Annotated in this window: 21 protein-coding genes and 1 tRNA gene; 11 read left to right on the top strand and 11 right to left on the bottom strand. The window is 57.1% G+C overall.

The window, feature by feature from the left end:
* The first annotated feature begins 5 nt into the window (after positions 1 to 5).
* Positions 6 to 890: a LysR family transcriptional regulator gene (locus AC2FLP_RS20335; protein WP_299902025.1), complete on the top strand. Its 885-nt coding sequence runs from the start codon at positions 6 to 8 to the stop codon at positions 888 to 890.
* Positions 891 to 941: 51 nt separating this feature from the next.
* Here the strand turns inward: AC2FLP_RS20335 and cuyB are convergent, their stop codons facing one another.
* Together cuyB and cuyA are read right to left on the bottom strand one after the other, a co-directional pair.
* Complete coding sequence (cuyB, locus tag AC2FLP_RS20330) at positions 942 to 1,646, bottom strand: cysteate racemase (RefSeq protein ID WP_496685982.1); 705 nt, start codon at positions 1,644 to 1,646, stop codon at positions 942 to 944.
* Positions 1,647 to 1,652: 6 nt separating this feature from the next.
* A complete protein-coding gene (cuyA, locus tag AC2FLP_RS20325; protein WP_299902020.1) occupies positions 1,653 to 2,666 on the bottom strand; it encodes a D-cysteate sulfo-lyase in 1,014 nt (337 codons plus the stop codon).
* A gap of 122 nt (positions 2,667 to 2,788) precedes the next feature.
* Between cuyA and AC2FLP_RS20320 the strand changes: the two genes are divergently transcribed.
* The 3 genes from AC2FLP_RS20320 to AC2FLP_RS20310 all read left to right on the top strand — a co-directional run bounded on the left by AC2FLP_RS20320 (position 2,789) and on the right by AC2FLP_RS20310 (position 8,151).
* The gene (locus AC2FLP_RS20320) at positions 2,789 to 3,682 is read left to right on the top strand and encodes a LysR family transcriptional regulator (RefSeq protein WP_496685985.1); all 894 of its coding nucleotides are present in this window, start codon (positions 2,789 to 2,791) and stop codon (positions 3,680 to 3,682) included.
* Positions 3,683 to 3,839: 157 nt separating this feature from the next.
* Positions 3,840 to 5,177: a serine hydrolase domain-containing protein gene (locus AC2FLP_RS20315; protein WP_496685987.1), complete on the top strand. Its 1,338-nt coding sequence runs from the start codon at positions 3,840 to 3,842 to the stop codon at positions 5,175 to 5,177.
* A gap of 181 nt (positions 5,178 to 5,358) precedes the next feature.
* Positions 5,359 to 8,151, top strand: a complete 2,793-nt coding sequence (locus AC2FLP_RS20310; RefSeq protein WP_496685990.1) for a bifunctional aconitate hydratase 2/2-methylisocitrate dehydratase — start codon at positions 5,359 to 5,361, stop codon at positions 8,149 to 8,151.
* A gap of 207 nt (positions 8,152 to 8,358) precedes the next feature.
* Here the strand turns inward: AC2FLP_RS20310 and AC2FLP_RS20305 are convergent, their stop codons facing one another.
* The 3 genes from AC2FLP_RS20305 to AC2FLP_RS20295 form a co-directional block, all read right to left on the bottom strand.
* Entirely contained in the window at positions 8,359 to 8,880 is a 522-nt protein-coding gene (locus AC2FLP_RS20305) for a GNAT family N-acetyltransferase (RefSeq protein WP_117870719.1), read from the bottom strand.
* A complete protein-coding gene (locus AC2FLP_RS20300; RefSeq protein ID WP_496685995.1) occupies positions 8,877 to 9,431 on the bottom strand; it encodes a helix-turn-helix domain-containing protein in 555 nt (184 codons plus the stop codon). The genes AC2FLP_RS20305 and AC2FLP_RS20300 overlap by 4 nt, the downstream gene beginning before the upstream one ends.
* A 118-nt stretch (positions 9,432 to 9,549) precedes the next feature.
* Complete coding sequence (locus AC2FLP_RS20295) at positions 9,550 to 10,566, bottom strand: Fe(3+) ABC transporter substrate-binding protein (RefSeq protein WP_299902004.1); 1,017 nt, start codon at positions 10,564 to 10,566, stop codon at positions 9,550 to 9,552.
* A gap of 430 nt (positions 10,567 to 10,996) precedes the next feature.
* Between AC2FLP_RS20295 and AC2FLP_RS20290 the strand changes: the two genes are divergently transcribed.
* Entirely contained in the window at positions 10,997 to 11,260 is a 264-nt protein-coding gene (locus tag AC2FLP_RS20290; protein WP_496710071.1) for a hypothetical protein, read from the top strand.
* 18 nt (positions 11,261 to 11,278) lie between these two features.
* Here the strand turns inward: AC2FLP_RS20290 and ykgO are convergent, their stop codons facing one another.
* Together ykgO and AC2FLP_RS20280 are read right to left on the bottom strand one after the other, a co-directional pair.
* Entirely contained in the window at positions 11,279 to 11,404 is a 126-nt protein-coding gene (gene ykgO, locus AC2FLP_RS20285) for a type B 50S ribosomal protein L36 (RefSeq protein ID WP_008755722.1), read from the bottom strand.
* Between the two features lie 90 nt (positions 11,405 to 11,494).
* Positions 11,495 to 11,569 (bottom strand) — tRNA-Val (locus tag AC2FLP_RS20280).
* 148 nt (positions 11,570 to 11,717) lie between these two features.
* Between AC2FLP_RS20280 and AC2FLP_RS20275 the strand changes: the two genes are divergently transcribed.
* Positions 11,718 to 12,578, top strand: coding sequence for an N-formylglutamate amidohydrolase (locus AC2FLP_RS20275; RefSeq protein WP_496686000.1), 861 nt, complete (start codon positions 11,718 to 11,720; stop codon positions 12,576 to 12,578).
* A gap of 2 nt (positions 12,579 to 12,580) precedes the next feature.
* Here AC2FLP_RS20275 and AC2FLP_RS20270 read toward each other — a convergent pair whose 3' ends face one another.
* Together AC2FLP_RS20270 and pyrF are read right to left on the bottom strand one after the other, a co-directional pair.
* On the bottom strand, positions 12,581 to 13,834 hold the full coding sequence (locus tag AC2FLP_RS20270; RefSeq protein WP_496686002.1) for a DNA polymerase IV: 1,254 nt from the start codon (positions 13,832 to 13,834) through the stop codon (positions 12,581 to 12,583).
* Between the two features lie 341 nt (positions 13,835 to 14,175).
* Complete coding sequence (gene pyrF, locus AC2FLP_RS20265; protein WP_496686005.1) at positions 14,176 to 14,886, bottom strand: orotidine-5'-phosphate decarboxylase; 711 nt, start codon at positions 14,884 to 14,886, stop codon at positions 14,176 to 14,178.
* Between the two features lie 293 nt (positions 14,887 to 15,179).
* Between pyrF and AC2FLP_RS20260 the strand changes: the two genes are divergently transcribed.
* From AC2FLP_RS20260 to clpB, 3 genes are all read left to right on the top strand, one after another.
* The gene (locus tag AC2FLP_RS20260; RefSeq protein WP_496686007.1) at positions 15,180 to 16,010 is read left to right on the top strand and encodes a tetratricopeptide repeat protein; all 831 of its coding nucleotides are present in this window, start codon (positions 15,180 to 15,182) and stop codon (positions 16,008 to 16,010) included.
* A 93-nt stretch (positions 16,011 to 16,103) separates the two neighbouring features.
* Entirely contained in the window at positions 16,104 to 16,421 is a 318-nt protein-coding gene (locus AC2FLP_RS20255; RefSeq protein WP_117870702.1) for a hypothetical protein, read from the top strand.
* A gap of 127 nt (positions 16,422 to 16,548) precedes the next feature.
* Entirely contained in the window at positions 16,549 to 19,167 is a 2,619-nt protein-coding gene (gene clpB / locus AC2FLP_RS20250) for an ATP-dependent chaperone ClpB (RefSeq protein WP_496686010.1), read from the top strand.
* A gap of 47 nt (positions 19,168 to 19,214) precedes the next feature.
* Here the strand turns inward: clpB and AC2FLP_RS20245 are convergent, their stop codons facing one another.
* The gene (locus AC2FLP_RS20245; RefSeq protein ID WP_496686012.1) at positions 19,215 to 19,751 is read right to left on the bottom strand and encodes a hypothetical protein; all 537 of its coding nucleotides are present in this window, start codon (positions 19,749 to 19,751) and stop codon (positions 19,215 to 19,217) included.
* 120 nt (positions 19,752 to 19,871) lie between these two features.
* Positions 19,872 to 20,687, bottom strand: coding sequence for a cyclase family protein (locus AC2FLP_RS20240; RefSeq protein WP_299901981.1), 816 nt, complete (start codon positions 20,685 to 20,687; stop codon positions 19,872 to 19,874).
* 330 nt (positions 20,688 to 21,017) lie between these two features.
* Here AC2FLP_RS20240 and msrP point away from each other — a divergent pair, with 330 nt between their 5' ends.
* Both msrP and msrQ read left to right on the top strand, forming a co-directional pair.
* Positions 21,018 to 21,920 carry a protein-methionine-sulfoxide reductase catalytic subunit MsrP gene (msrP, locus tag AC2FLP_RS20235; RefSeq protein WP_496686015.1) on the top strand — a complete coding sequence of 301 codons (903 nt, stop codon included), beginning with the start codon at positions 21,018 to 21,020 and terminating at the stop codon, positions 21,918 to 21,920.
* A 4-nt stretch (positions 21,921 to 21,924) separates the two neighbouring features.
* Positions 21,925 to 22,539: a protein-methionine-sulfoxide reductase heme-binding subunit MsrQ gene (gene msrQ / locus AC2FLP_RS20230; protein WP_299901978.1), complete on the top strand. Its 615-nt coding sequence runs from the start codon at positions 21,925 to 21,927 to the stop codon at positions 22,537 to 22,539.
* Positions 22,540 to 22,779: the final 240 nt, after the last annotated feature.

Below are 22,779 nucleotides of genomic sequence, written 5' to 3'. Positions count from 1 at the left end.
ACTCATTGGATCTGAATTGGCTACGCGACTTTGAATGCCTCGCCCGGACCTTGAACTTCACCCGTGCATCCGATGAGCGTAACATCACGCAATCCGCATTCAGTCGCAGAATCAAGGCGTTGGAGAGCTGGGTTGGGCTGCCCTTGGTCAATCGGGCAACGTATCCGGTGCAACTGACAGAAGCCGGCAAACAATTCCTGCCTGTTGCTCAGGCGGCAATTTCACAGCTGTCAGAATCCCGCCAATCCCTGCGGGACGCCGACCGGGGCGACAGTCGGTTCATCCGTTTTTCGGTTCTACACACCATCGCGGTAAATTTTTTGGCGGTCCGCATAGAGGAATTGCAGAAGCAAATCCCGGATCTGCGAACACGCGTTCTGTCTGATTCTCTGAGCACCTGCTGTGATCTCTTGGTCGAGGGCGCGGTGGATATCCTGCTGTGCTACTATCACCACTCTGTCTCGCCCATGATCGACGAAACCGCGTTTGAGCGTAAGGATCTGCTGAAGGATCGTCTGATACCCGTAGCTGCCGTTGAGCCGGTACGGACAATGGGATGGGATTTATCCAGACAGGATGGCCCGCCGATCCCCTACCTGGCCTATGACCGATCGTCGTTTTTGGGCATGGTCGTCGAAAACACCGTTGACCGGAAACCCCAGAATACCGAAACGATATATGTCGATAGTCTGGTCGAAACGATCAAACGACGATTGATGACAGGCAGCGGATTTGCCTGGATGCCCGAAACGGCGATTGCCGAGGAACTTGATCAGGGGGTATTGGTGCCGGTCGGCGATGATACATGGTGCGCGACGTTGACGATTTCAGCCTTTTCCAATCCAGTCAGCTTGGATCAGATTGCGTACCAGCTTTGGCAGCGTTTGTGACCAAACAAAACCATTTTGGGCCCACCGACTGCCGTTGAAAAAAGCCCTACGCTAACTCGCAGAGCAGCCCGTCTGAGAAAAACCGACGATCGCGCGGACCAGTAGATCGACCGTGTCCACTGCTTTGGCGTCGTCCGCGACGCTGTCAGCAATGAGAGAAAACTCGGAGCAAGCGATAAGTTGCAAGTCCGCCTCCGCCTTGACCAGTGCCTTTGAAGAAGCTCGCAGTGTTTCGCGCGCTTTGTCACTTGGGCCGTTGACCTTAATCTCGCGGATCGCCGCGAGCATCATGTCATCATCCGCTGGCCAAACAGGTGATAGCCCGCGCGCCTGCAGTGCTGTATCGAAAAGACAAGTACGGCGCACTGCAGGAGAAGCGAGCATACCAACGCAACCGCCGGCCCCCAGTTCACGGAGGGCATTATCCGCTGCCAGATCAACCATATTCAATAGCGGAACAGTCACGGCATCGGTGATCGCCTTGGCATAGTGATGCGCTGTGTTGCAGGGCATTGCCAGCGCCACGGCGCCGGCATCCTGAAGGCGTCGCGCCATTGCTGCCAGTGTTGGCCCCGGATCTTCACCCGACCCTTCGATCAGATGAGTGATCCGCGATGGCACCTGTGTGTTCATGTCGATCAGAAGCGGAATGTGGTCCCGATCATCGCGCACCGGTACAGCCTCCACCAGCTTACGCTGGAGGAGGATCGTTGCCTCGGGGCCCATGCCGCCAAGAATGCCGATGGGGTGCAGCATCATTGCTCAGATATTCACCCAGCGGTTTTTGTGATCGAACGCAAAGTCATACCCCGCTAAAGCCGCGGCGCCGCCCGTGTGAAGGAAAACGACCCGCTGATCTTTGAACTCGCCTTTGCGCGCCAGATCGATCAGACCCGCAGCGCCCTTGGCCGAGTAACAGGGATCCAGAAGAATACCTTCCAATTCAGCAAACATCTGAATCGCTTCGATACCGCTTTCAGTGGGCAGTCCATAGCCTTCACCGACATAGTCGGTATTGGCCATGACATCTTCGCGCTTTACCACGCCTGCGCACCCCAGTTTTTCGGCTGTCTTGCAGGCGAGGTCGTAAACCATCTGTTCCTGCTTTGGCTGAGGTGCCCTTGTCCCGATGCCAAGCACCGGCACCTGCGCATTCATGGCGCACATTCCTGTCACCAAACCTGCCTGCGTACCGGATGACCCGGTTGCATGTACCAGACGGTCAATCTGCAATCCGCTGTCATTGGCCTGCCCCAACAGTTCAAAGGCCGCGTTTACGTAGCCAAGCGCCCCGGTCGGGCTCGAGCCGCCGCCGGGAATGACATAGACGTTGCGGCCTTCTGCCCGTTTCTTCTCGGCAGCCTTTTCCATTTCGCCCGGCATATCGTGACCTCCGGGAAACTTCTCGGTCGTCGCGCCGTGCAAGTGGTCCAGCAGGACATTGCCGTTTGTATTGTAGTTGCCATCTTGATAGCCGGTGCGGTCTTCCAGAAGAATATGGCATTCAAGGCCCAGTTTGGCGGCAAATGCTGCGGTTTGTCGACCGTGGTTGGTTTGAGTGGCACCTTGCGTCATCACCATGTCCGCGCCCTGCGCTTCCGCTTCGGCCATCAGGAATTCCAGCTTACGGGTCTTGTTGCCGCCGGTTGACATGCCGGTGCAATCGTCGCGCTTGATCCATATTTCCACACCCAGCTCTTTGGAAAGCCGCTTCATCGGTTCAAGTGGTGTCGGAAGATGAGCGAGGTGAAGGCGGGGGAAGCGGGCGAGATGCATATCACAATTCCTAATATTGATTTTCGTCAATTTACACTTTGAATTACCGCGCTGCTAATTCGAAATTCAGCAAATATGTTGCAACAATTGCATGTTAATCGGGGCTGCGGTATCTGGTACACATGCGCCTGGAATGGATCGATGACATATTGGCCGTGTTGGACAGCGGATCGCTGACACGCGCCGCGGAAAAACGGCTGCTGACCCAATCTGCCTTTACCCGTCGGGTGCGGCTCATCGAAGGCAGTATCGGTGCGACCCTGTTTGATCGTCGCCGCAAGCCCGTATCCCTGATGCCGGGTGTGCAGGCGTTGGAACCGGAATTGCGCGAGCTGAGTGCGCGTCTGCACAAACTTCGACATACTCTGAAAACCGAGAGTGATCAGGCCAGCCAGTCTCTGTCTTTTGTGTGCCAACATGCTCTTACGACAACCGTTTCACCGAAAGTGGTCCGCACTTTGACCGCAGATGACGACATCTCGGTTCGAGTGCGATCAGGGAATCAGGACGAGTGTCTGTTGCAACTGATCTCAAAAGAAGTCGATTTCGCGATCATGTACGCGATCTCGGACGGCAGGATGCAAAACCTCGAAAATGCATTTGAGGCAAAGACGCTTGGCGCTGATACTTTGATCCCGGTATGCACACCTGCAATGCGCAGGGAATTGGATGGTGAGACTGTTCCCGCGATTATCTATCCGCCTGATGTATTTCTTGGGCAGGTGTTTTCCCGACTGATTGCACCGCGTTTGCCCGACAAAACCAGAATCATGGCCAAAGCCGAGACGGCCCTGACGTTGGCGATGCTGCAATATGCCGTAAATGAAATCGGCGTTGCATGGCTACCCCACTCTTTGGTCGCCACGCCGCTTGCTCAGGGGCAGCTTGTAAGCGTTGAAGAAGCTCTGCCTGCACAGGCGCTGACAATAAGAATGGTCCGTTTGGCTGGACCGCAGTCGGAGTACAGTGAACAGATTTGGCAACGTCTTGCCGGGCAATTGCAAAGATTTTGGTAGTCGCAAGATCAAAGCAACGCGGCGACCGGCGCAGTTCGAAGATAAAGACGCCGGGTCTGCCGATCGACATCGGAAGAATACGCAACGGAATGGTAGCAAAACCGAGTTGGTTGTATCTAACCTGAGCTGAAAAGACAGCAACAGGGCAGGTCTGCGGATGTTCACGAAGGTATTGAAAACGGGTCTAGGTGTCGTGGTTCTGGGCATCGTGGGTTTGCTTGGTTATCTGCTGATCGCCCCCCCGGACTTGCTGAAAGTGGGCACGAATTACTCGGCCAAGATTGTCTGTTCGAACGTTTTCATTGCCGGACGTGATCCGGACGAGGTCCTTACGGTGGATGTGCAGGCCCCGGGGCATCCGCTGCTCAAACACGTTTCGATTGAAGTCGATCGAGAGGCGCAGACTGTTCGCGCGCGACTCTTTCGGTTCTTCGCGCCCGCCACGTCGCAGTTCCGACAGGGGCTTGGTTGCACCAACGTCCATGGTACATCCCTGAGTGAGCAGCGGCTTGAGGCCGCCAAGTCCGCGCCGACAGGTCTCTGGCCAAGTGGAACCGACGTTGCGCTGTCTGATGATCCGAAAGTTCGGGCTGTATTGTCGGATGACAAGCTGCTTGGCGAAGGATACCGCGCCGTAGTGGTGGTTCAAGGCGGGCGCATCGTGGCCGAACGCTATGCCGAAGGGTTTGACGCCGACACACCGTTGCTGGGCTGGTCCATGACCAAGACGGTCACTGCGGGGCTGATCGGAACGTTGATTGACGCGGGCCGGATGAACGTATCGGACACCCTCGTGGACAGCTTTCCCGAATGGGCAGAAGATGCAAGGCGAGACATCACTGTTGCCGACATGCTGGCCATGACAAGCGGTCTGCAATGGAATGAAGAATACGGAGACGTGTCGGACGTGACCAGGATGCTGTATCTCAGCGATGACATGGCCAGTTTCGCTGCTGACCGTGCACTGGAAGCCGGCATTGGAACCGACTTCAACTATTCCTCTGGTACATCCACCGCATTGTCCCGGGTGTGGCAGGACAAGCTGCCCGATGGCGGTTTGAGCTATCCTCGGGGTGCGCTTTTTGAACCGCTCGGCATGACTTCGGCGATCATCGAGACAGATGTCGCCGATACATTCATCGGGTCCAGCTATATGTACGCCACGGCCCGTGACTGGGCGAGGTATGGCCAGTTTCTGCTGCAAAAGGGGGTGTGGGACGGCACGCGGATCTTGCCCGCAGGTTTTGTGGACTGGATGTTCGAACCCGTTGCGGTTTCTGACGGGAAATATGCCAAAGGTCATCTTTGGCTGAAGTCGCCGGGCGACCTGCCATCCTTTGAGGACGCGGTTTGGTTACAAGGGCATGATGGTCAGTCCATCGGAATCTTCCCGTCGCATGACATGGTTGTCGTACGGATGGGGCTTACACCTTCACGGTTGGGCTATTCTTCTTTGCCGCTGGCGAAGAAGCTTGTTTCGGCTTTCGGGGGGTAAGGGATCGAGCCCTGTGATCGACGCTGCTCCGACCATTTCGGCGGACGTTGCATGTGGGCAGGACACCGGGTCGCAGATCGATATCTTGCATCTCGGCAAGTTTTGGTATACCGCCGCATACAAACATAAGGTGCCGGTCCTTTTGTCGGCTCGGTGCATCAGCTAAATGGTCGGAACCCTCATGAGCCTTTACACAGAATACCTGAACGAAATCGAAACGCGCAAAGAACAGGGTCTGCACCCCAAACCCATCGAGGACGGCGCCCTTTTGCAGGAAATCATCGGGCAGATCAAAGATGCGGATAACGCGCATCGCGCCGATTCACTGAACCACCTAATCTACAACACGCTGCCGGGCACAACCAGTGCCGCAGGTGAAAAGGCACGCTTTCTGAAAGAGATCATCTTGGGTGACGCGATGGTCGAAGAAATCTCGCAGGATTTCGCGTTTGAATTGCTGTCGCATATGAAGGGCGGCCCATCAGTGGAGGTTCTGCTTGATCTGGCGCTGGGCGACGATGCAGACATTGCGCAGAAGGCGGCGGCAGTTCTGAAAACACAGGTATTCCTGTACGACGCAGACACGGACCGTTTGAAAGCGGCGTTTGAGGCCGGGAACGCCGTCGCCAAGGACATTCTGGAAAGCTATGCCAAGGCCGAGTTCCTTATCCGGCTTCCCGACATCGAAGAAGAAATCAAGGTTGTGACCTATGTGGCGGCTGAAGGGGACATCTCGACTGACCTTCTGTCGCCCGGCAATCAGGCGCATTCGCGGTCGGACCGTGAATTGCACGGCAAGTGCATGATCTCACCTGAAGCACAGGCCGAGATTCAGAACTTGCAAAAGCAGCATCCGGATAAACGCGTCATGCTGGTGGCTGAAAAAGGGACGATGGGCGTTGGATCGTCGCGCATGTCCGGAGTCAACAACGTCGCATTGTGGACCGGAAAGCCAGCCAGCCCCTATGTGCCTTTCGTGAACATCGCGCCGGTTGTTGCTGGTACAAACGGGATTTCACCGATCTTTCTGACCACCGTTGGCGTGACCGGTGGGATCGGCATCGATCTCAAGAACTGGGTCAAAAAAGTGGATGCCGACGGCAATCCGATCCTGAACAATGACGGTAATCCAATCCTTGAGCAGAAATATTCCGTCGAGACCGGAACGGTGCTGACCATCAACACCAAGGACAAAAAGCTGTACAATGACAAAGGCGACAAGGAGCTTGTCGACCTGTCATCGTCCTTCACGCCGCAAAAGATCGAATTCATAAAGGCCGGAGGATCTTATGCCATTGTCTTTGGCAAAAAGCTCCAGACATTCGCAGCCGCGACGCTCGGTATCGAGCTGAAATCCGCTTTCGCACCGTCCAAGGAGATCTCGCATGAAGGGCAGGGCCTGACGGCGGTTGAAAAGATATTCAACAAGAACGCGGTTGGCGTGGCCGACGGCAAAGTTCTGCATGCGGGCTCGGACGTTCGGGTGAAGGTCAACATCGTCGGTTCGCAGGACACCACCGGTCTGATGACGTCGCAGGAACTGGAAGCGATGGCGGCGACAGTGATATCGCCCACCGTTGACGGTGCCTATCAGTCTGGCTGTCATACTGCTTCGGTTTGGGATTCCAAAGCGCAGGCAAATATCCCAAAATTGATGAAATTCATGAACAACTTCGGCCTGATCACCGCGCGTGACCCCAAAGGTGTTTATCACTCGATGACAGACGTGATTCACAAGGTCTTGAACGACATCACTGTGGATGACTGGGCAATCATCATCGGTGGGGACTCGCATACACGTATGTCCAAAGGCGTCGCATTTGGTGCGGATTCGGGTACTGTTGCACTGGCGCTGGCCACTGGCGAAGCCACCATGCCGATCCCGGAATCGGTCAAGGTGACCTTCAAGGGCCAGATGGCGGATCACATGGATTTCCGCGATGTGGTTCACGCCACCCAGGCGCAGATGCTCAAGAAATTCGGTGACAACGTGTTCCAGGGCCGGATCATCGAAGTTCATATCGGAACGTTGCTGGCGGATCAGGCATTTACCTTCACCGACTGGACAGCCGAAATGAAGGCCAAGGCATCGATCTGCATCTCTGCGGATGACACGTTGATCGAATCTCTGGAAATTGCAAAAAACCGTATCCAGATCATGATCGACAAAGGAATGGATAACGAAGCCCGGACACTGCAAGGTCTGATCGACAAGGCCAACGCGCGGATCGCGGAAATCAAGTCGGGTGAAAAGCAGGCCCTGAAACCGGATGAGAACGCCAAGTACTTTGCCGAGCTGGTGGTTGATCTGGATGAGATTAGCGAACCCATGATTGCCGACCCGGATGTCAACAACGCGGATGTATCCAAGCGTTATACCCATGACACGATCCGGCCGGTTTCCCACTACAAGGGGGAAAAGAAGGTCGATCTGGGATTTGTTGGATCTTGCATGGTGCACAAGGGCGATCTGGTCATCGTCTCGCAGATGCTGAAAAACATCGAGCAGGAGACGGGCACAGTAGAGTTCAAGGCCCCGCTGGTCGTCGCAGCGCCGACCTACAATATCATTGATGAGCTGAAAGAAGAAGGCGAGTGGAGCATTCTTCAGAAGTATTCAGGCTTTGAATTCGACGATCTGTTCCCAAAGAGCAAAGCGCGGACGGAATACGAGAACATCCTGTATCTGGAGCGTCCGGGATGTAACCTTTGCATGGGCAACCAGGAAAAAGCCGCAAAGGGCGACACTGTCCTGGCCACGTCCACACGTCTGTTCCAGGGGCGTGTTGTTGAGGACGCGTCGGAGAAGAAAGGCGAATCCCTTCTGGCATCGACCCCGGTGGTGGTGCTGTCGGCTGTTTTGGGCCGGATGCCGACCGCCGAGGAATACAAGTCGGCCGTTAAAGGTATCGACCTGACCAAATTTGCGCCTCCGATGGAAAAGCCAGCAGGCACGAAGTCAGCGCATTTCTAAACGCAAGGCACTTCATTGATTGCCCGGCCACCCCTTCAGGTGGCCGGGTGATTGAATTTCGGTGCGTTCAGGCTTGGTTGCAGCGTGTGCCGCGATGACTCTAATCCAAAAGCGCGGCATGAGAATGCCCCCGGACCATTCGCACGACTTCGCGTGGACCACTCGGAAAAAATCCATGATCCACGGTCAAACGGTCGCTGTTCGGCGTCAGGCTGACAGCTCTTTATACATGTAAGTTGTGGGTTCCAATTTGGTTTCGAACGGGTTCCGGCAGTAGTTCGGAATTTCCCCTGCGATCTGAAACCCAAGGTCCAGATAGAGCATTCGAGAAGGATCGGTACTGCGCGTATCAAGAACCAGCATCGTACGCTCCAACTCTTTTGTTCGCTGAAAGAGGGCTTCCATCAGGGCGCGGCCCAAACCACGCCGTCTGGCGTTCGGGTGTACCAGAAGCTTCGCGACATCAGCGCGGTGTGGCTGATTTGGCATGATCGCGGGGATCAGTTGCACCGTGCCCTGAATGCTCCGATTGTCATGGGTGACAAACACCTCCAATGCACCGGATTTCAGTCCAGGCTGAACGTTCTGCAACCAGTACGTCCGTGCATCGTCCAAGGTAAACGGAAGGACAAAGCCGATGCTGGCCCCGTCATGTACACAGGCGTGGAGGATTTCCGCCAGATCATCAACTGCCGCGCTGAAATCGAGATCGGTCAGACGCGAGATCATGTCAGCACCAAGAGATAACGCGCACCGCGAGATGCGCCGGTTTCGAACCGGGTTGGGCCTGACAGGTGATAGCGCAGGCAATCTCCGGCGCTCAGCGCATGGGGCGTTCCGTCAACAGTCAGTGTCAGCGCGCCATCGATCAGGATCAGATGGTGTTCCTGTCCTGATTTTGGTGGCGTCTCGTAAGTGATGACCGTGTCACGCGGCAGGTGGCATTCCACGACCTCGGCGTTCAGACCGTTTGCTGGGGGTGAAACTGAACGGCGGGTAAAGCCCGTCGCGGGATCGCGCCATTCGGTCTGGCGTTCAAATGGCACTTTGGGGTCAAAGCTGTCTTCGACCATCATCAAAAGTCGTGACATTGGCAGGTCAAAAGCGGCACAGAGACGGCCAAGATTCTCTGCGGTGGGGCTGACCTCTCCTTTCTCCATGCGGGACAGTGTGGCCCGACTGATTCCGCTGTGAGCGGCCAGTTGATCCAGCGACCATCCGCGCCCGTGGCGGAGTTCGTTCAGACGTGCGGCGAGGCGGTTCGAAAGGTTATCAAGCATGGCTCAAAAGAGAGAGGAAATTTCAATTGCGAGAAAAATAATAAAAAAATATGAATTTGTAAACGAGAAAGGACGCGGAATCTCCGCGCCCTTGGTAAATCGCTGACGATGTTGCGGATTATTTCCAGCCAACTTCGTTGAAGATTTTCTGTGCTTCCGGGATGTTCTTGGCGACGTCTGACAGGTTCACGTCGTCAGCTTTGAAGTCACCCAGTGCTTTTACCGAATCTGCCAGCTCAACGCTCTGTACTGCCGGGAATTCGTCATTTCCTGCCGAAAAGTACTCCTGCGCCTGATCGCTTGCCAGATACTCAAGGAACAGGATTGCGTTTTCCTTGTTCGGTGCATGCGCCGCGACGCCACCGCCCGACAGGTTCATATGCGCACCATAGCTGTCCTGATTGGGGAAGACCCAGCCGATCATGTCGAGGTCAGAGGAAAGACCTTTGACGTCTTTGCGGATGGCCCGTGCATAGTAGTAAGTGTTCGACACAGCGATATCGCATTCACCCGAAACGATGCCACGCAGCTGGTCGGTGTCACCCCCTTGCGGGTCTCGCGCCATGTTGGCGACAACGCCTTCCGCCCAGGACTTTGCAGCTTCTGCGCCTTCATGTGTGATGATCGAGGCGAGCAGTGTCTGGTTGTAGGTGTTGGTCGAGGACCGGATGCAGATCAAGTCCTTGTACTCCGGCTTGGCCAGGTCTGCGTAAGTGGCTGGCGGGTTGGTGACGTTTTCTTTGTTGTAAAAGATGATCCGACCGCGCTGTGAGAAGCCGAACCACTGGTTGTCTTCGTCCTGAAGGTTGGCGGGGATGCGCTCTTCCATGGTTTCGCTGTCGATTACTTGCAGAATGCCCGCATCTTTGGCACGCGCCAGACGAGAAGTGTCGACGGTCAGCATAACGTCGGCAGGAGAGTTCGCGCCTTCTGCTTCCATGCGCGCGATCAACTCGTCTGCCTTGCCTTCGATCCGGTTGATCTTGATACCAGTCGCATCTTCGAAGTCCGTGTACAGACGTTCGTCGGTGTCATAGTGGCGCGACGAATAAAGGTTCAGCTCGCCTTCAGCCGCGGCGGATGTTGCGATCAATGCCGACAGAGCGGCGGCCAGGCAGGTTGTGGATTTCAGCATAGTTTGCCCCAACAATTGAATTTCGTGTCGGTCGATAACCCGACTGATTTGCTCAATTATACGATTCTCGGCGGGATGCAAGAAAAACTGACAAATTTACTTGGTCATATAATGTCGCAGCGCTTACTGGGGCTTTTTCATTTGTTAACCATGTCGGGATCAGTTGGTAGGGCCGCCGCCGGACACCGGCAAGTGCTCAGGTGTCAGGTGGGCTCGGTGCAAATGGCGGGAGGGCTGTCGAAATGGTCGAGGTGTTACTGGATGCCGTGACGCTGCTGTTGCTTCTCGGGCTGGTCGCGGGACCGGTCTGGCTTTGCGTCAGGCAGCCCGATTTTCCGTCCGGGTTCACCTGGAGCTTCGTGGTCATCGTCGGTCTGACCATCCTGTTTTCGGGTGGCGCGACTACGCGCTTGGTCTGGAGTTGTTTGCAATGGGGGTCGATCTTGACGGTTTTACGACCGATGAGCGGATGCGCGGCGTCGCGCCACATTTGCGAGACCAGGCGGAGCGCGTGGTCTTTTCCCCCGAACGGTTGGGTGTCGGCTGGCCGATAAAGACAGGATTCGCCCTGTTCGATTCAGTTCCCGCCGCGATGGCGGTCTGTTCTATTCCATGGATGGTGCGGATGGTTCTCAGACGGCGCCGCGGGGTCGAGATAACACAAAAAACCGCGCCCGAAGGCGCGGCTCTTTAAAGCGGTGTTTCGCCGTTCTCAGCCCTGACGAGCTTTGAACTTGCGCTGCGTCTTGTTGATAACGTAGACGCGGCCTTTGCGACGCACAATACGGCAGTCACGGTGCCGGTTCTTGAGCGAGCGGAGCGAGTTCTTGACCTTCATGGTCTGTCTCCAATCTGCGGCGCCTTCATCAAGGACGTGGCCAGCGCCTGGGTTACTCGGGTGTCCCGGATATCCGGAACAGTGAAATCATGGTGGGCGGTACAAGGATCGAACTTGTGACCCCTTCGATGTCAACGAAGTGCTCTACCGCTGAGCTAACCGCCCACTTTCCCTTTGCGTGCCCTGCCCCATAACGAAATGGGGCGCGGATCCCCGCGCCGGTAGCGGGGTCTATAAAAGGAGTCGCAAAGGGGTTCAAGGGGTTTGGAAGAACTATTTTCCGGTCTATGTTGATTGCGAAGAGGGAGGGATCATGCAGAACGCAGCCTTTGTATTGGATATGCCGGAAAACCGCAGTTCATGTGTGGTTTTTTCATCCCCACATAGCGGGCGGGACTATCCCGAAGCGTTTCTGAAGCGGTCCGTTCTGAACCAAAGCGTGATTCGGTCCTCGGAAGACGCATTTGTCGATCAATTGTTTGCGGCAGCAGCCGAGAATGGCGCGCCTTTGATCAAAGCAACCATGCCGCGCGCCTATCTGGACCTGAATCGCAGTCTGGACGAATTGGACCCGGCGTTGATCACAGGCGCCCGCAGGCACGGGCATAACCCAAGGGTCGCATCGGGGTTAGGAGTGATTCCCCGCGTTGTGGCCAATGGACGAGCAATTTACAGCGGCAAGCTGACCATGGACGAAGCGCGGCTGCGCTTAGATACCTATTGGCGTCCTTATCATGCACGATTGAAGTCCCTGTTGGCCGAATCGCATGAGAAGTTCGGGCAGGCCATTCTGGTGGATTGCCACTCGATGCCGCATGAGGCGGTGTCCATGGCTGGTACGACCCGAAACAAACGGCCCGAAATCGTGCTGGGTGATAGGTTCGGTGCTTCGGCCTCGTCCGAGATTGTGGACCTCATCGAATCGGCGTTTTCTGCGGCAGGATTGAATGTGGCGCGCAATGCCCCGTTTGCCGGGGCCTACGTAACGCAGACATATGGCCGCCCGACCCGCCAGCAACACGCGATTCAGATCGAAATTGACCGCGCCCTGTATATGAACGAAGAGAAGATTGCGCCGAACGCCAATTTCATGACGTTTTCGAAACTTCTCCGGCAAGTGGTTCGCGAGATATGCAGCATCGGTTCCAAGCCGGTCCGTCTGGCTGCGGAATGAGCCTAGCGCAAAGCGCGGCCCTTCACGATTGCGTCTGCGCCGAATCTCTGACGGATTTCGTCGGTGGCCCGCTCGGCCCTCGATCTGCGGACGGCGCCGGGATCAAGCAGGTCGCCGGAAATGTCGGCCAGATCCGCCGGGCACAGGTCAGACAGACCACACCCCAACAGGCGGTACGGCCCCTGATCCCCCACCTGATCGAAAAGCCCCCTTGCCGTGCGATAAATCCGGTCTGCGATCTGCGTTGCGTCCCGCAATGACACGCGCCGTGTCAGAATCTTATGATTGGCTTTCTTCAGCTTCAGCGTAACGACCCGGCCAGCTAGATCCTTGGCCTTGGCCCGGTCCGAGACCTTCAGGGCCATGCGCCACAAATGCCCGTCCAGAACGTCAATATTGGCGGTGTCCTCGAAAAATGTGGTCTCATTGCTGATCGATTTCATCGGCTCATGAGTTGAAACGCGTCGTTTGTCTTGACCCCGTGCCAAATGCCACAGGCGATACCCCATCGAGCCGAAACGCGCAGTCAAAGCCTCCTGATTCCAACGCAGCAGGTCGTTGAAGGTTCGAATCCCTGCACGGTCCAGTGATTCCTGCGCGGCGGGGCCAATGCCCCAGATCAACCGTACGGGTTTGTCATTCAAAAACTCTGCCGTCTCGGCCTTGCCAATCACCGAAAACCCGCGGGGCTTATCGAGGTCCGAGGCAACCTTGGCCAGGAACTTGTTGTGACTCAGCCCGATAGATCCGGTCACACCCAGTTCATCTTTCATGCGTTTGACGAGGCGCGCCAACATGGCGGCAGGAGGTGCCCCGTGCAGGCGTTGGGTACCGGACAAGTCCATGAAGGCTTCGTCCAGGGACAGAGGTTCGACCACTGGTGTCAGTTCATCCATCATGGCTCGGATGTCGCGTGACACTTGGGCATACACAGACATGCGTGGTTTGATCACGACGGCATCAGGGCACAGTTGCAGCGCTTTGAACATGGGCATGGCGGATCGTACACCCCGAATTCGGGCCACGTAGCATGCCGTGGAAACAACGCCGCGTTTGCCGCCGCCGATGATGACAGGTTTGTCTGCCAGTTCCGGATTGTCCCGCTTTTCCACCGAAGCATAAAAGGCATCGCAATCCATATGAGCGATGGTCAAGTCAAGGAGTTCGGGGTGTGACTTTACCCTGGGGCTACCGCAGCCCGTGCAGCGCCGTTCGTTTGTCAAAAGGGTCAGGCAATCTCGGCAAAGACCGGGCATCTGCGTCCTCGTGTGTTCCGCAGTTGGCTTGGGAGTTCTTTATATCATGCAGTGATATCGATCAAAGATCATATAGATAAAAGAAAACCCCCCGCAGCATCGCGGGGGGAAGTAACGAACCTCAGGAAGAAAAGGTTCGTTGGGGAGTTAATCCCCTTAAGAATCGCCAAGATTTCCCTACGGAGATAGAGTGAAGGCTGCTTTGGAAAAACTCACTTTCTGAATGTGTGTTTTCTGGCACAGGGACGATTTGGCGCGGATTCGTCAAAAATTGACGTGAGGTCAACCTGTTGCGGCGGTTTTTTCAGTACGAATACCGGCTGAAACGATGATTCCGGTCATCACGTTTTCAGAGAACTTAGCTCGGTCAAAACGGCTGCGGCTGCGGATTTCGGGTCATTCGCCTGATAAATGGGACGGCCAACAACGATATGATCCGCTCCGTCCTGGATGGCGCTGGCTGGTGTGGCCACACGTTTTTGATCTCCAAGTGCCGCGCCAGCCGGACGCACGCCGGGGGTTACGATCAGTCGGCCCCTTGCCTGGGGCAAGGCGCGGATCAGGGCGGCCTCCTGCGGGCTTGCGATCACCCCGTCGGCTCCGGCCTCAAAGGCGCGGGCGGCGCGTTCCACCACCATGTCCTGCATGGCTCCGGTCTTCATCAAACCCGCATCCAGATCGTCGCGGTTCAGCGAAGTCAGGATGGTCACCGCCAGGATCTTCAGATCCTTGCCCGCCGCCCCTTCCTTGGCGGCGCGCACCACGTGCGGGTCACCATGCACGGTCAGGAAATCCAGATCAAACTGCGCCAGCCCCCGCACCGCGTTTTCCACCGTGTTGCCGATGTCGAACAGCTTCATGTCCAGAAAGATTCGCTTGCCGTGTTCCTGCTTCAGCTCATTGGCCAAGGCCAGCCCGCCGCCGGTCAGCATGCCCAGGCCGATCTTGTAGAACGAAACGACGTCGCCCAGCGTCTCGGCCAGCTTCAACCCCTCCAGTGCGTTGGGGACATCGAGGGCTACGATCAGGCGGTCATCGGCGGTTTGGGGCATTGTTTCGACCTTTCAGGCTTGGCGGGATCGGCGCTTCTGTAGAGCGTCTGGCGCATTGAGACAAGAAAAGACGCAGGAGAATTCGGGATGATACGGTTGGGTGTGGTGGCCTCGGCGGCATTTTAGGCCGGGGCGGGCGCGGTCTGGGCCGGTGCGACGGATTGCGACGAGGCCCGACTGGTCTGGGCAGACGTCAAGGACAGCGGGTCAGCGACGGCCATCGAGAATTTGCACAAATCTACGCCGACTGCCCGATCTATGCCCAACTGGCGCGCAATCTGCTGGCGGGGCTGATGGGTGACGCTCCCGCGCCGGCAAAGGCTGACGCCCCCAAGGGACCGCAACGGTGCCTGCAGGTCTCCGACCTTCGCCCTCGGCCGGAAACCGCCTCCGACGATCCACCGCAGGACCCCGACTATTCGGACGGAGAGTACGACTGCCCGATGGCTGCCGCCGCTCCGGGCCAGTCGCCCTATTTCGACGGGGTAAAATGGGCCGACATGGACGCCGAGAACGCGATGGCGATCTGCGCCGATCTCCTGCTGAAAGACCAGGATGTCGACGCCGAGGTCGTGGCGGCGTTTGGCCGCTCGCTGGTGAAGGGCGGCAGGCTGGAAATGGCGCTCGAGTTTTCGGAACTGGCCGCGATGGAGGGCAGCGGGCTGGCGATGAACACGCTGGCCACGCTCTATAACGATGGCGAGATCGTTCCCGAGGACGACGAAACCGCGTTTGCCTGGTACATGGCGGCCGCCGAATCCGGTCTGTCGATGGGGATGCATATCGTTGCGTATGGCTACGAGAACGAGGACGGTGTGGCGCGCGACATCGACAAGGCGCTGGACTATTGTTTCCAGGCCGCCGAGCAGGACGATGTCGTCGCACTGCACAACCTTGGTTCTCTGACCTATCACGGGCGGGAGGGTGTGCCTCAGGACACCCAAGCAGCCTCTGTTTTCTGGGGCAGGGCTGCGAAAATCGGCGATATGAAGTCGCAGCGCAAGTTCGGCCGGTTGCTGTACGAATCCGGCGATGTCGCGGGGGCGTTGAAGTTTTATCGCCTCGCGGCCGGGCAGGGGGACGACGTGGCGCAACAACTGATCCGGCAGATCGAAGGCGATTGAGACCTGAGGCCGGGGGACGTGGTTTCCCCGCACTGTCTCAACTGTGCTATGGTGCGGCCGTTCAGAAACGGAATTGCACCAAAGGGACAGACCATGAAGCACCTCATTCCGCTGGCTGCGGCAGCGGCCATAGCGGCCTGCACCGACACGCCGCCGAGCGCACCCGAAACCGGTGCCGCCCCGGCCCCCACCAATGACGACCTTTACCTCGTCCGCGGTTATCGGTCCGAGGATGACTGGTGCCAGTTGACCGGCGAAACCGCCTTTACAGGCAATTTCCTTGACCACACCGCCGATCTTGTATCCTGCCCCACAGGCAGCGCCGCCGCGCAGTCTCTGGTCGAGATGCACGATGCCCAGCAGGTGGCCGAAACCGGAGGCTACACAGTCTATACAATTTCGCGCGGCTGACGGCATTTTTTCACTCTCCAGCCTCTTGAAGCGGTGGGGATATTTCCCAGATTGAGGACAAGGCCCGGACCACTGCGTGCTGCCAAGCGGGCGCAAATCCACCGGGCGCTTGGAAAAGGAGAATACCATGGACTTGAACAAGTTCACCGAACGGGCACGGGGGTTCGTGCAGGCGGCGCAGACCATTGCGTTGCGCGAGGGGCACCAGAGGCTGGAGCCCACACATATACTCAAGGCATTGATGGATGACGATCAGGGGCTGGCGAGCAATCTGATCACGCGCGCGGGCGGTGCGCCGGACCGCGTAGTTGAGGCGCTCGACGCTGCAATGGGCAAGATCCCGAAAGTCAGCGGCGATGCGAGCCAGATTTACATGGACGGCCAGACTGCCAAGGTTCTGGACGAGGCCGAGAAGATCGCAACCAAAGCGGGCGACAGCTTTGTGCCTGTCGAACGCGTGTTGATGGCGTTGTGCATGGTCAAATCCAAAGCCAAAGAGGCACTGGAAGCCGGTGCCGTATCTGCGCAAAAACTCAATGAAGCCATCAACGACATCCGCAAAGGTCGCACTGCTGACACCGCATCGGCGGAAGAGGGCTATGATGCACTCAAGAAATATGCCCGCGACCTGACCGAGGCCGCGCGCGAGGGCAAGATCGACCCGATCATCGGGCGGGATGAGGAAATCCGCCGCGCGATGCAGGTCCTGTCGCGCCGCACCAAAAACAACCCGGTTCTGATCGGTGAACCCGGCGTCGGTAAAACCGCGATTGCCGAGGGCATGGCCCTGCGCATCGTCAACGGAGACGTGCCGGAATCGCTGAAGGACAAGAAACTGCTTGCGCTCGACATGGGCGCGCTGATCGCAGGTGCGAAGTACCGTGGGGAATTCGAAGAACGCCTCAAGGCCGTTCTGACCGAGGTCACCGAGGCCGCAGGTGAGATCATTTTGTTCATCGACGAAATGCACACGCTGGTTGGTGCGGGTAAATCCGACGGTGCCATGGATGCTGCCAACCTGATCAAGCCTGCGCTTGCTCGGGGTGAGCTGCATTGTATCGGCGCGACCACGCTGGACGAGTACCGCAAATACGTCGAAAAAGATGCGGCCCTCGCGCGGCGGTTCCAGCCCGTGATAGTGCAGGAGCCGACGGTCGAGGATACGATCAGCATCCTGCGCGGTATCAAGGAAAAGTACGAGCTGCACCACGGAGTCCGTATTTCGGATTCGGCGTTGGTATCGGCCGCGACCCTGTCGCATCGGTACATCACCGACCGCTTCCTGCCGGACAAGGCTATCGACCTCGTCGACGAGGCCGCCGCGCGTCTGCGCATGGAAGTGGACAGCAAGCCTGAAGAACTGGACCAGTTGGATCGCCAGATCCTGCAGTTGCAGATCGAGGAAGAAGCGTTGAAACTTGAAGATGACGCGGCCTCCAAGGATCGGCTTGAAACGTTGCAAAAGGAATTGGCCGACCTCAAGGAGAAATCCGCCGAGATGACCGCTCAGTGGCAGGCCGAACGCGACAAGCTGGCGGGCGCGCGGGAGTTGAAGGAACAGCTCGACAAGGCGCGGGCTGATCTGGAAATCGCCAAGCGCGAAGGCAACCTCGCCAAGGCGGGTGAGCTGTCTTATGGCATCATCCCCGAGCTTGAGAAAAAGCTGTCCGAGGCCGAGAATGCCGAAAGCAACGCCATGATGGCCGAGGAAACGGTGCGTCCGGAACAGATCGCCAGCGTTGTCGAACGCTGGACGGGCATCCCGACCGCAAAAATGCTCGAAGGCGAACGCGACAAGCTGCTGCGCATGGAAGAAGCGCTGCACGCCCGCGTGGTCGGCCAGGACGAGGCCGTTACAGCTGTGGCCAACGCCGTGCGCCGGGCCCGCGCCGGTCTGAATGATGAAGGGCGGCCGCTGGGTTCGTTCCTGTTCCTTGGGCCAACCGGTGTCGGTAAGACCGAGCTGACCAAAGCCGTCGCCGAATTTCTGTTCGACGATGAAAACGCGATGGTGCGGATCGACATGTCGGAATTCATGGAGAAACACGCGGTTGCCCGTCTGATCGGTGCCCCTCCGGGTTATGTCGGCTATGACGAAGGCGGCGTTCTGACCGAAGCAGTCCGGCGCAGGCCGTATCAGGTTGTCCTGTTCGACGAGGTCGAAAAGGCTCATCCGGACGTGTTCAACGTGCTGTTGCAGGTGCTGGATGACGGTGTCCTGACCGACGGTCAGGGTCGTACGGTTGATTTCAAACAGACGCTGATCATTCTGACCTCGAACCTTGGTAGCCAGGCACTCAGCCAATTGCCTGAGGGTGCCGATAGTGCGCAGGCCAAGCATGACGTGATGGATGCCGTAAGAGCCCATTTCCGGCCCGAATTCCTGAACCGTCTGGACGAAACGATCATCTTCGACCGGCTGAAACGGTCGGATATGGCTGCGATTGTTGACATCCAGCTGGGTCGTCTTCTCAAACGCCTGGCCGCGCGCAAGATCGACTTGGTACTGGACGATGCCGCCAAGGAGTGGTTGGCAAACGAAGGCTATGACCCGGTCTTCGGTGCCCGCCCGCTGAAACGCGTCATCCAGCGCGCCTTGCAGAACCCGTTGGCAGAAGCTCTGCTGGCCGGTGAGATCAAGGACGGCGAGACTGTTCCTGTGACCGTTGGGACCGATGGTCTGATCATCGGTGACCGGTTGGGAACTTCAAAACGACCCCGCCCGGATGATGCTGTGGTGCATTGATCTGACACCGGAAACTGGAAAGGCCCGCCTTAAAGGCGGGCCTTTTTTCATGTCGGCTTTCCATAGCCTTTGTTCAGATACTCGTTGAGCGTTTTCATCCAGACCTGCGCTTCCTCCAATGGAAACTGGGCTGTAAACCTAAGCTTCATAAAACAATTGTCCACGACGCCAGCCGCCAGAAACTCGGACAGGCCATCTGATGCTTTGGCCTCGGCCCGAAATGGCAACACCTGCGACGGATCACGCAACTGATAGGAGTTGATTTCGCCGAGTTCAGCACCGCGCCGCGCAGCTATTGCAGCGATATCGCGTGCGGCTTGTTTAAAGCTTTCAAGGGCCATTTCGGATGAGACGACACTTTGTTGGTGGTCATAGAAGAAAACTGTGATCTTGGAGGATGGGTCTGCAAACGTGGCGGAATAGCCAAGGCCCGGGTGGCTGTCTTCATAAACTTCAGACCCGATCTGGTTCAGATCGCTCAGGACCTGCGGCGCGCGCTCAAACAGCTTTTTGCAGGATTGCACATCAGCCAATGCCGATCCGCACAGTAAAGACAGAGAAATAACCAGTGGTCTGAGCAACATGGAGGCAGGGTGTCCCGAACAGTTCAAGAAAGCACAAAGTCTTGGTTTGCAACTGTGGCGGAAATTTGGCCCTGCCGGAAAGATGGCCGGGCGGGCGTTGGTCAGCCGCCCGGGAATTTGTCAGATCAACGCAAAGATCCGGGCCGGCCCGCCGGTGCCGCCTTGGTGCTTGGGCGCGCCGATCACCAGCGTTGCACCAGACGCAGGCACGCGATCCAACCCAGCCAGGCATTCGATCCCGAACCGGCCTGACGGCAACCACGCGTAATGCGTCGCGAAATCTGCGGACATGCCGTGATCCAGGGACAGGGTATCAACGGCAATTGATCGTGCTCCGGTCTCCTCCATCAGCATCTGCGCTGCTTCAACGTGGAAGCCCGGGTAATGCTGCGCCTCGCCGTCGAAATTGCGGAACTCATCCGTGGCGGTTTTGCCTGCCCATCCGGAATGCATCGCCACGCAGGCACCATCAGGGATATCACCATTGGCCGCAATCCAGGCTTTCAGATCATCCGGGGTGACGCGCGTGTCAGCATCCTCGGCAGCTCGGGCAGCGATGTCCACGACGCACAAGGAGGCGACCAGATCCGTGACAGGGATTTCGTCAACTGATGTCCCATCCGCCGAGAAGTGAAGCGGTGCATCGATATGCGTACCCGTATGTTCGTTGATTGACAGGTTGAACAGATTGAAGCCGTGATCAGTAAAGTTGAAAGCTTGCTCGGCCGAGATGCCGGGCTCGCCGCCCCATGTCGGGAAATCCGGGCTTAGCGTGTGGGTCATATCCTCGACACCGCCATGCCCAGCCGCCAATGCTGCCGGCGCGACGGCCCCGGTTGCGGCTGCTGCAACACCCGAAGCGGCAGCAGCTTTGAAGAATCCGCGACGAGACAGCATCTTGTCTTTGACGGCATTCATTACACAAATATCACACATTTTCTTCCTCCCATTGCGGCCAAAAGGCTGCAACCGCAGCCTTGCCTCGCGTTCGGCTTGGCGTGGCGCCCGTATAACAGAGTGCAGCTTTGCGTCAGCAGTTGTAAAGTTTTGTGCCCGTGTATTGTTTGTAATCCAAGAAAAACCCGGTTTTCTGCCGGGCGTTAAAGGTTTTCGCGTCTATGGTTTTCGTTGCTGACACCGTTCCCCGAAGGTCCGGCCACACCGGAACGTTACAATCACTTCGCTCAATCGTTACGCCTGTTTCTGTGGCTCTGTGCTATCAGCACACTACGTCAACACTGACTGTTGCACATGACGGAGACCCATATGGCGCATCGCTGGACCAACACTTTGACACATGCCGACGTCACCCCCCGGGCGGCGTTTCTCAACCGGAGGCAGGTTATGGCCGGGCTGGCAGGTGTCGGCCTGACTGCGATGGCCAAACCGGCGGCAGCACAGGATGGGTTGGAGCCGAACACCTGGGAAGAGATCACCACGTACAACAACTACTATGAGTTCGGGACCGGAAAAGATGACCCGGCAAAATATGCTCACACGCTGGTGACCGAACCCTGGAGCGTGCAGATCGACGGTCTGGTTGACCGCCCGGGCGACTATGATTTCCACAGTATCCTGTCCGAGATGACGATCGAGGAACGGATCTATCGCTTCCGCTGTGTAGAAGCGTGGTCGATGGTCGTTCCATGGAACGGCTTCGAGCTGGCTGACCTTCTGAACCTGGCAGGTGTGCAGGAGGGTGCAAAATATGCGGCATTCGAAACGGCCTATCGCCCAGACGAGATGCCGGGAACGCGGTTTCCCATTCTCGAATGGCCGTACCGGGAGGGCTTGCGCCTGGACGAGGCGATGCACCCTCTGACAATCATGGCAACCGGAATCTACGACCGACCGCTTCCCAACCAGAACGGCGCGCCTTTGCGTTTGGTCGTTCCGTGGAAATATGGTTTCAAATCGATCAAGTCGATCGTTCGGATCACTCTGACCGAGGAGGAACCGCCCACCAGCTGGAACATGTCCAATCCGCGCGAATACGGGTTCTATAGTAATGTGAACCCGAATGTGGACCATCCACGTTGGTCTCAGGCTTCCGAACGCGAGATCGGGGGCGGGTTTTTCGCGTCACGTAAGCCGACCCTGATGTTCAACGGGTATGAAGAAGAGGTCGCCAGCCTTTACGAGGGCATGGATTTGGCCAAGAACTATTAGAATCATGCAGTCGATTAACCAGACACTCCGCCGTATTCCGGTATGGGCGATATATCTGCTGGGGGCGTTGCCTGCGCCCTGGCTGTTTTATCTTGGCCTTACCGGTGGTCTGGGGGTCGAACCGATTGAGGCGTTGGAGCATAGATATGGTGAACTGGCCCTGCAGTTGCTGATTGCCGGTCTGGCCGTCACGCCTCTGCGCCGGCATGTCGGTTTGAACCTGATGAAGTATCGCCGAGCGATCGGAGTGCTCACTTTTGTATACGTCTCGTTGCATCTTCTTGTGTGGCTGGTTCTGGACGTGCAGCTTCCCAGCCAGATCTGGGCGGATATCCTCAAGCGCCCGTACATAACGGTCGGCATGGGGGCGTTCCTTCTCCTGCTTCCGTTGGCGTTGACGTCCAATAATTGGTCGGTGCGCCGACTGGGATCACGCTGGCGCAAGCTGCACTGCCTTGTGTACGCGGCTGCGCTGTTGGGGGGCGTGCATTACGTCATGCTGGCAAAAGGATTTCAGATCGAGCCGCTTGCTTATCTGGCAACCATCATCGCCCTGCTTGCCCTGCGTCTTCAGATTCCAATCCTGTCTTTGTGGTCCAACAGGGCAGATTCCGCCTGACTCGGAGGTGAGTCTGTGGGTAATCATGTACATAACGCGTTGAGCCGCGAATTCCGACCTGCATTTTCTTGGATTTCGGCGGCGACGCGCCTGATAAAATGTTCTTAAGATGCTGTAATTAATTGATAAAATATCTTTATGAGAATTTCTTCTGTTTTTGTGAATTTTCCACTTGCGGCTTTGTCGGGTTATACTTAGAACCCCCTTCACCGGCGCTGCTGAGGCGGTGCTGACGGGCTG

Source organism: Ruegeria sp. CDSA141 (assembly GCF_059612005.1).
Note: the sequence above shows the minus strand (reverse complement) of the source record. Positions and strands in the feature narration are given on the sequence as shown.

Coding starts and splice junctions, on each gene's coding strand:
- cuyB (WP_496685982.1), bottom strand. CDS start 1,646: ATGCTGCACCCCATCGGCATTCTTGGCGGCATGGGCCCCGAGGCAACG.
- cuyA (WP_299902020.1), bottom strand. CDS start 2,666: ATGCATCTCGCCCGCTTCCCCCGCCTTCACCTCGCTCATCTTCCGACA.
- AC2FLP_RS20320 (WP_496685985.1), top strand. CDS start 2,789: ATGCGCCTGGAATGGATCGATGACATATTGGCCGTGTTGGACAGCGGA.
- AC2FLP_RS20315 (WP_496685987.1), top strand. CDS start 3,840: ATGTTCACGAAGGTATTGAAAACGGGTCTAGGTGTCGTGGTTCTGGGC.
- AC2FLP_RS20310 (WP_496685990.1), top strand. CDS start 5,359: ATGAGCCTTTACACAGAATACCTGAACGAAATCGAAACGCGCAAAGAA.
- AC2FLP_RS20305 (WP_117870719.1), bottom strand. CDS start 8,880: ATGATCTCGCGTCTGACCGATCTCGATTTCAGCGCGGCAGTTGATGAT.
- AC2FLP_RS20300 (WP_496685995.1), bottom strand. CDS start 9,431: ATGCTTGATAACCTTTCGAACCGCCTCGCCGCACGTCTGAACGAACTC.
- AC2FLP_RS20295 (WP_299902004.1), bottom strand. CDS start 10,566: ATGCTGAAATCCACAACCTGCCTGGCCGCCGCTCTGTCGGCATTGATC.
- AC2FLP_RS20290 (WP_496710071.1), top strand. CDS start 10,997: ATGGGGGTCGATCTTGACGGTTTTACGACCGATGAGCGGATGCGCGGC.
- ykgO (WP_008755722.1), bottom strand. CDS start 11,404: ATGAAGGTCAAGAACTCGCTCCGCTCGCTCAAGAACCGGCACCGTGAC.
- AC2FLP_RS20275 (WP_496686000.1), top strand. CDS start 11,718: ATGCAGAACGCAGCCTTTGTATTGGATATGCCGGAAAACCGCAGTTCA.
- AC2FLP_RS20270 (WP_496686002.1), bottom strand. CDS start 13,834: ATGCCCGGTCTTTGCCGAGATTGCCTGACCCTTTTGACAAACGAACGG.
- pyrF (WP_496686005.1), bottom strand. CDS start 14,886: ATGCCCCAAACCGCCGATGACCGCCTGATCGTAGCCCTCGATGTCCCC.
- AC2FLP_RS20260 (WP_496686007.1), top strand. CDS start 15,180: ATGGGTGACGCTCCCGCGCCGGCAAAGGCTGACGCCCCCAAGGGACCG.
- AC2FLP_RS20255 (WP_117870702.1), top strand. CDS start 16,104: ATGAAGCACCTCATTCCGCTGGCTGCGGCAGCGGCCATAGCGGCCTGC.
- clpB (WP_496686010.1), top strand. CDS start 16,549: ATGGACTTGAACAAGTTCACCGAACGGGCACGGGGGTTCGTGCAGGCG.
- AC2FLP_RS20245 (WP_496686012.1), bottom strand. CDS start 19,751: ATGTTGCTCAGACCACTGGTTATTTCTCTGTCTTTACTGTGCGGATCG.
- AC2FLP_RS20240 (WP_299901981.1), bottom strand. CDS start 20,687: ATGTGTGATATTTGTGTAATGAATGCCGTCAAAGACAAGATGCTGTCT.
- msrP (WP_496686015.1), top strand. CDS start 21,018: ATGGCGCATCGCTGGACCAACACTTTGACACATGCCGACGTCACCCCC.
- msrQ (WP_299901978.1), top strand. CDS start 21,925: ATGCAGTCGATTAACCAGACACTCCGCCGTATTCCGGTATGGGCGATA.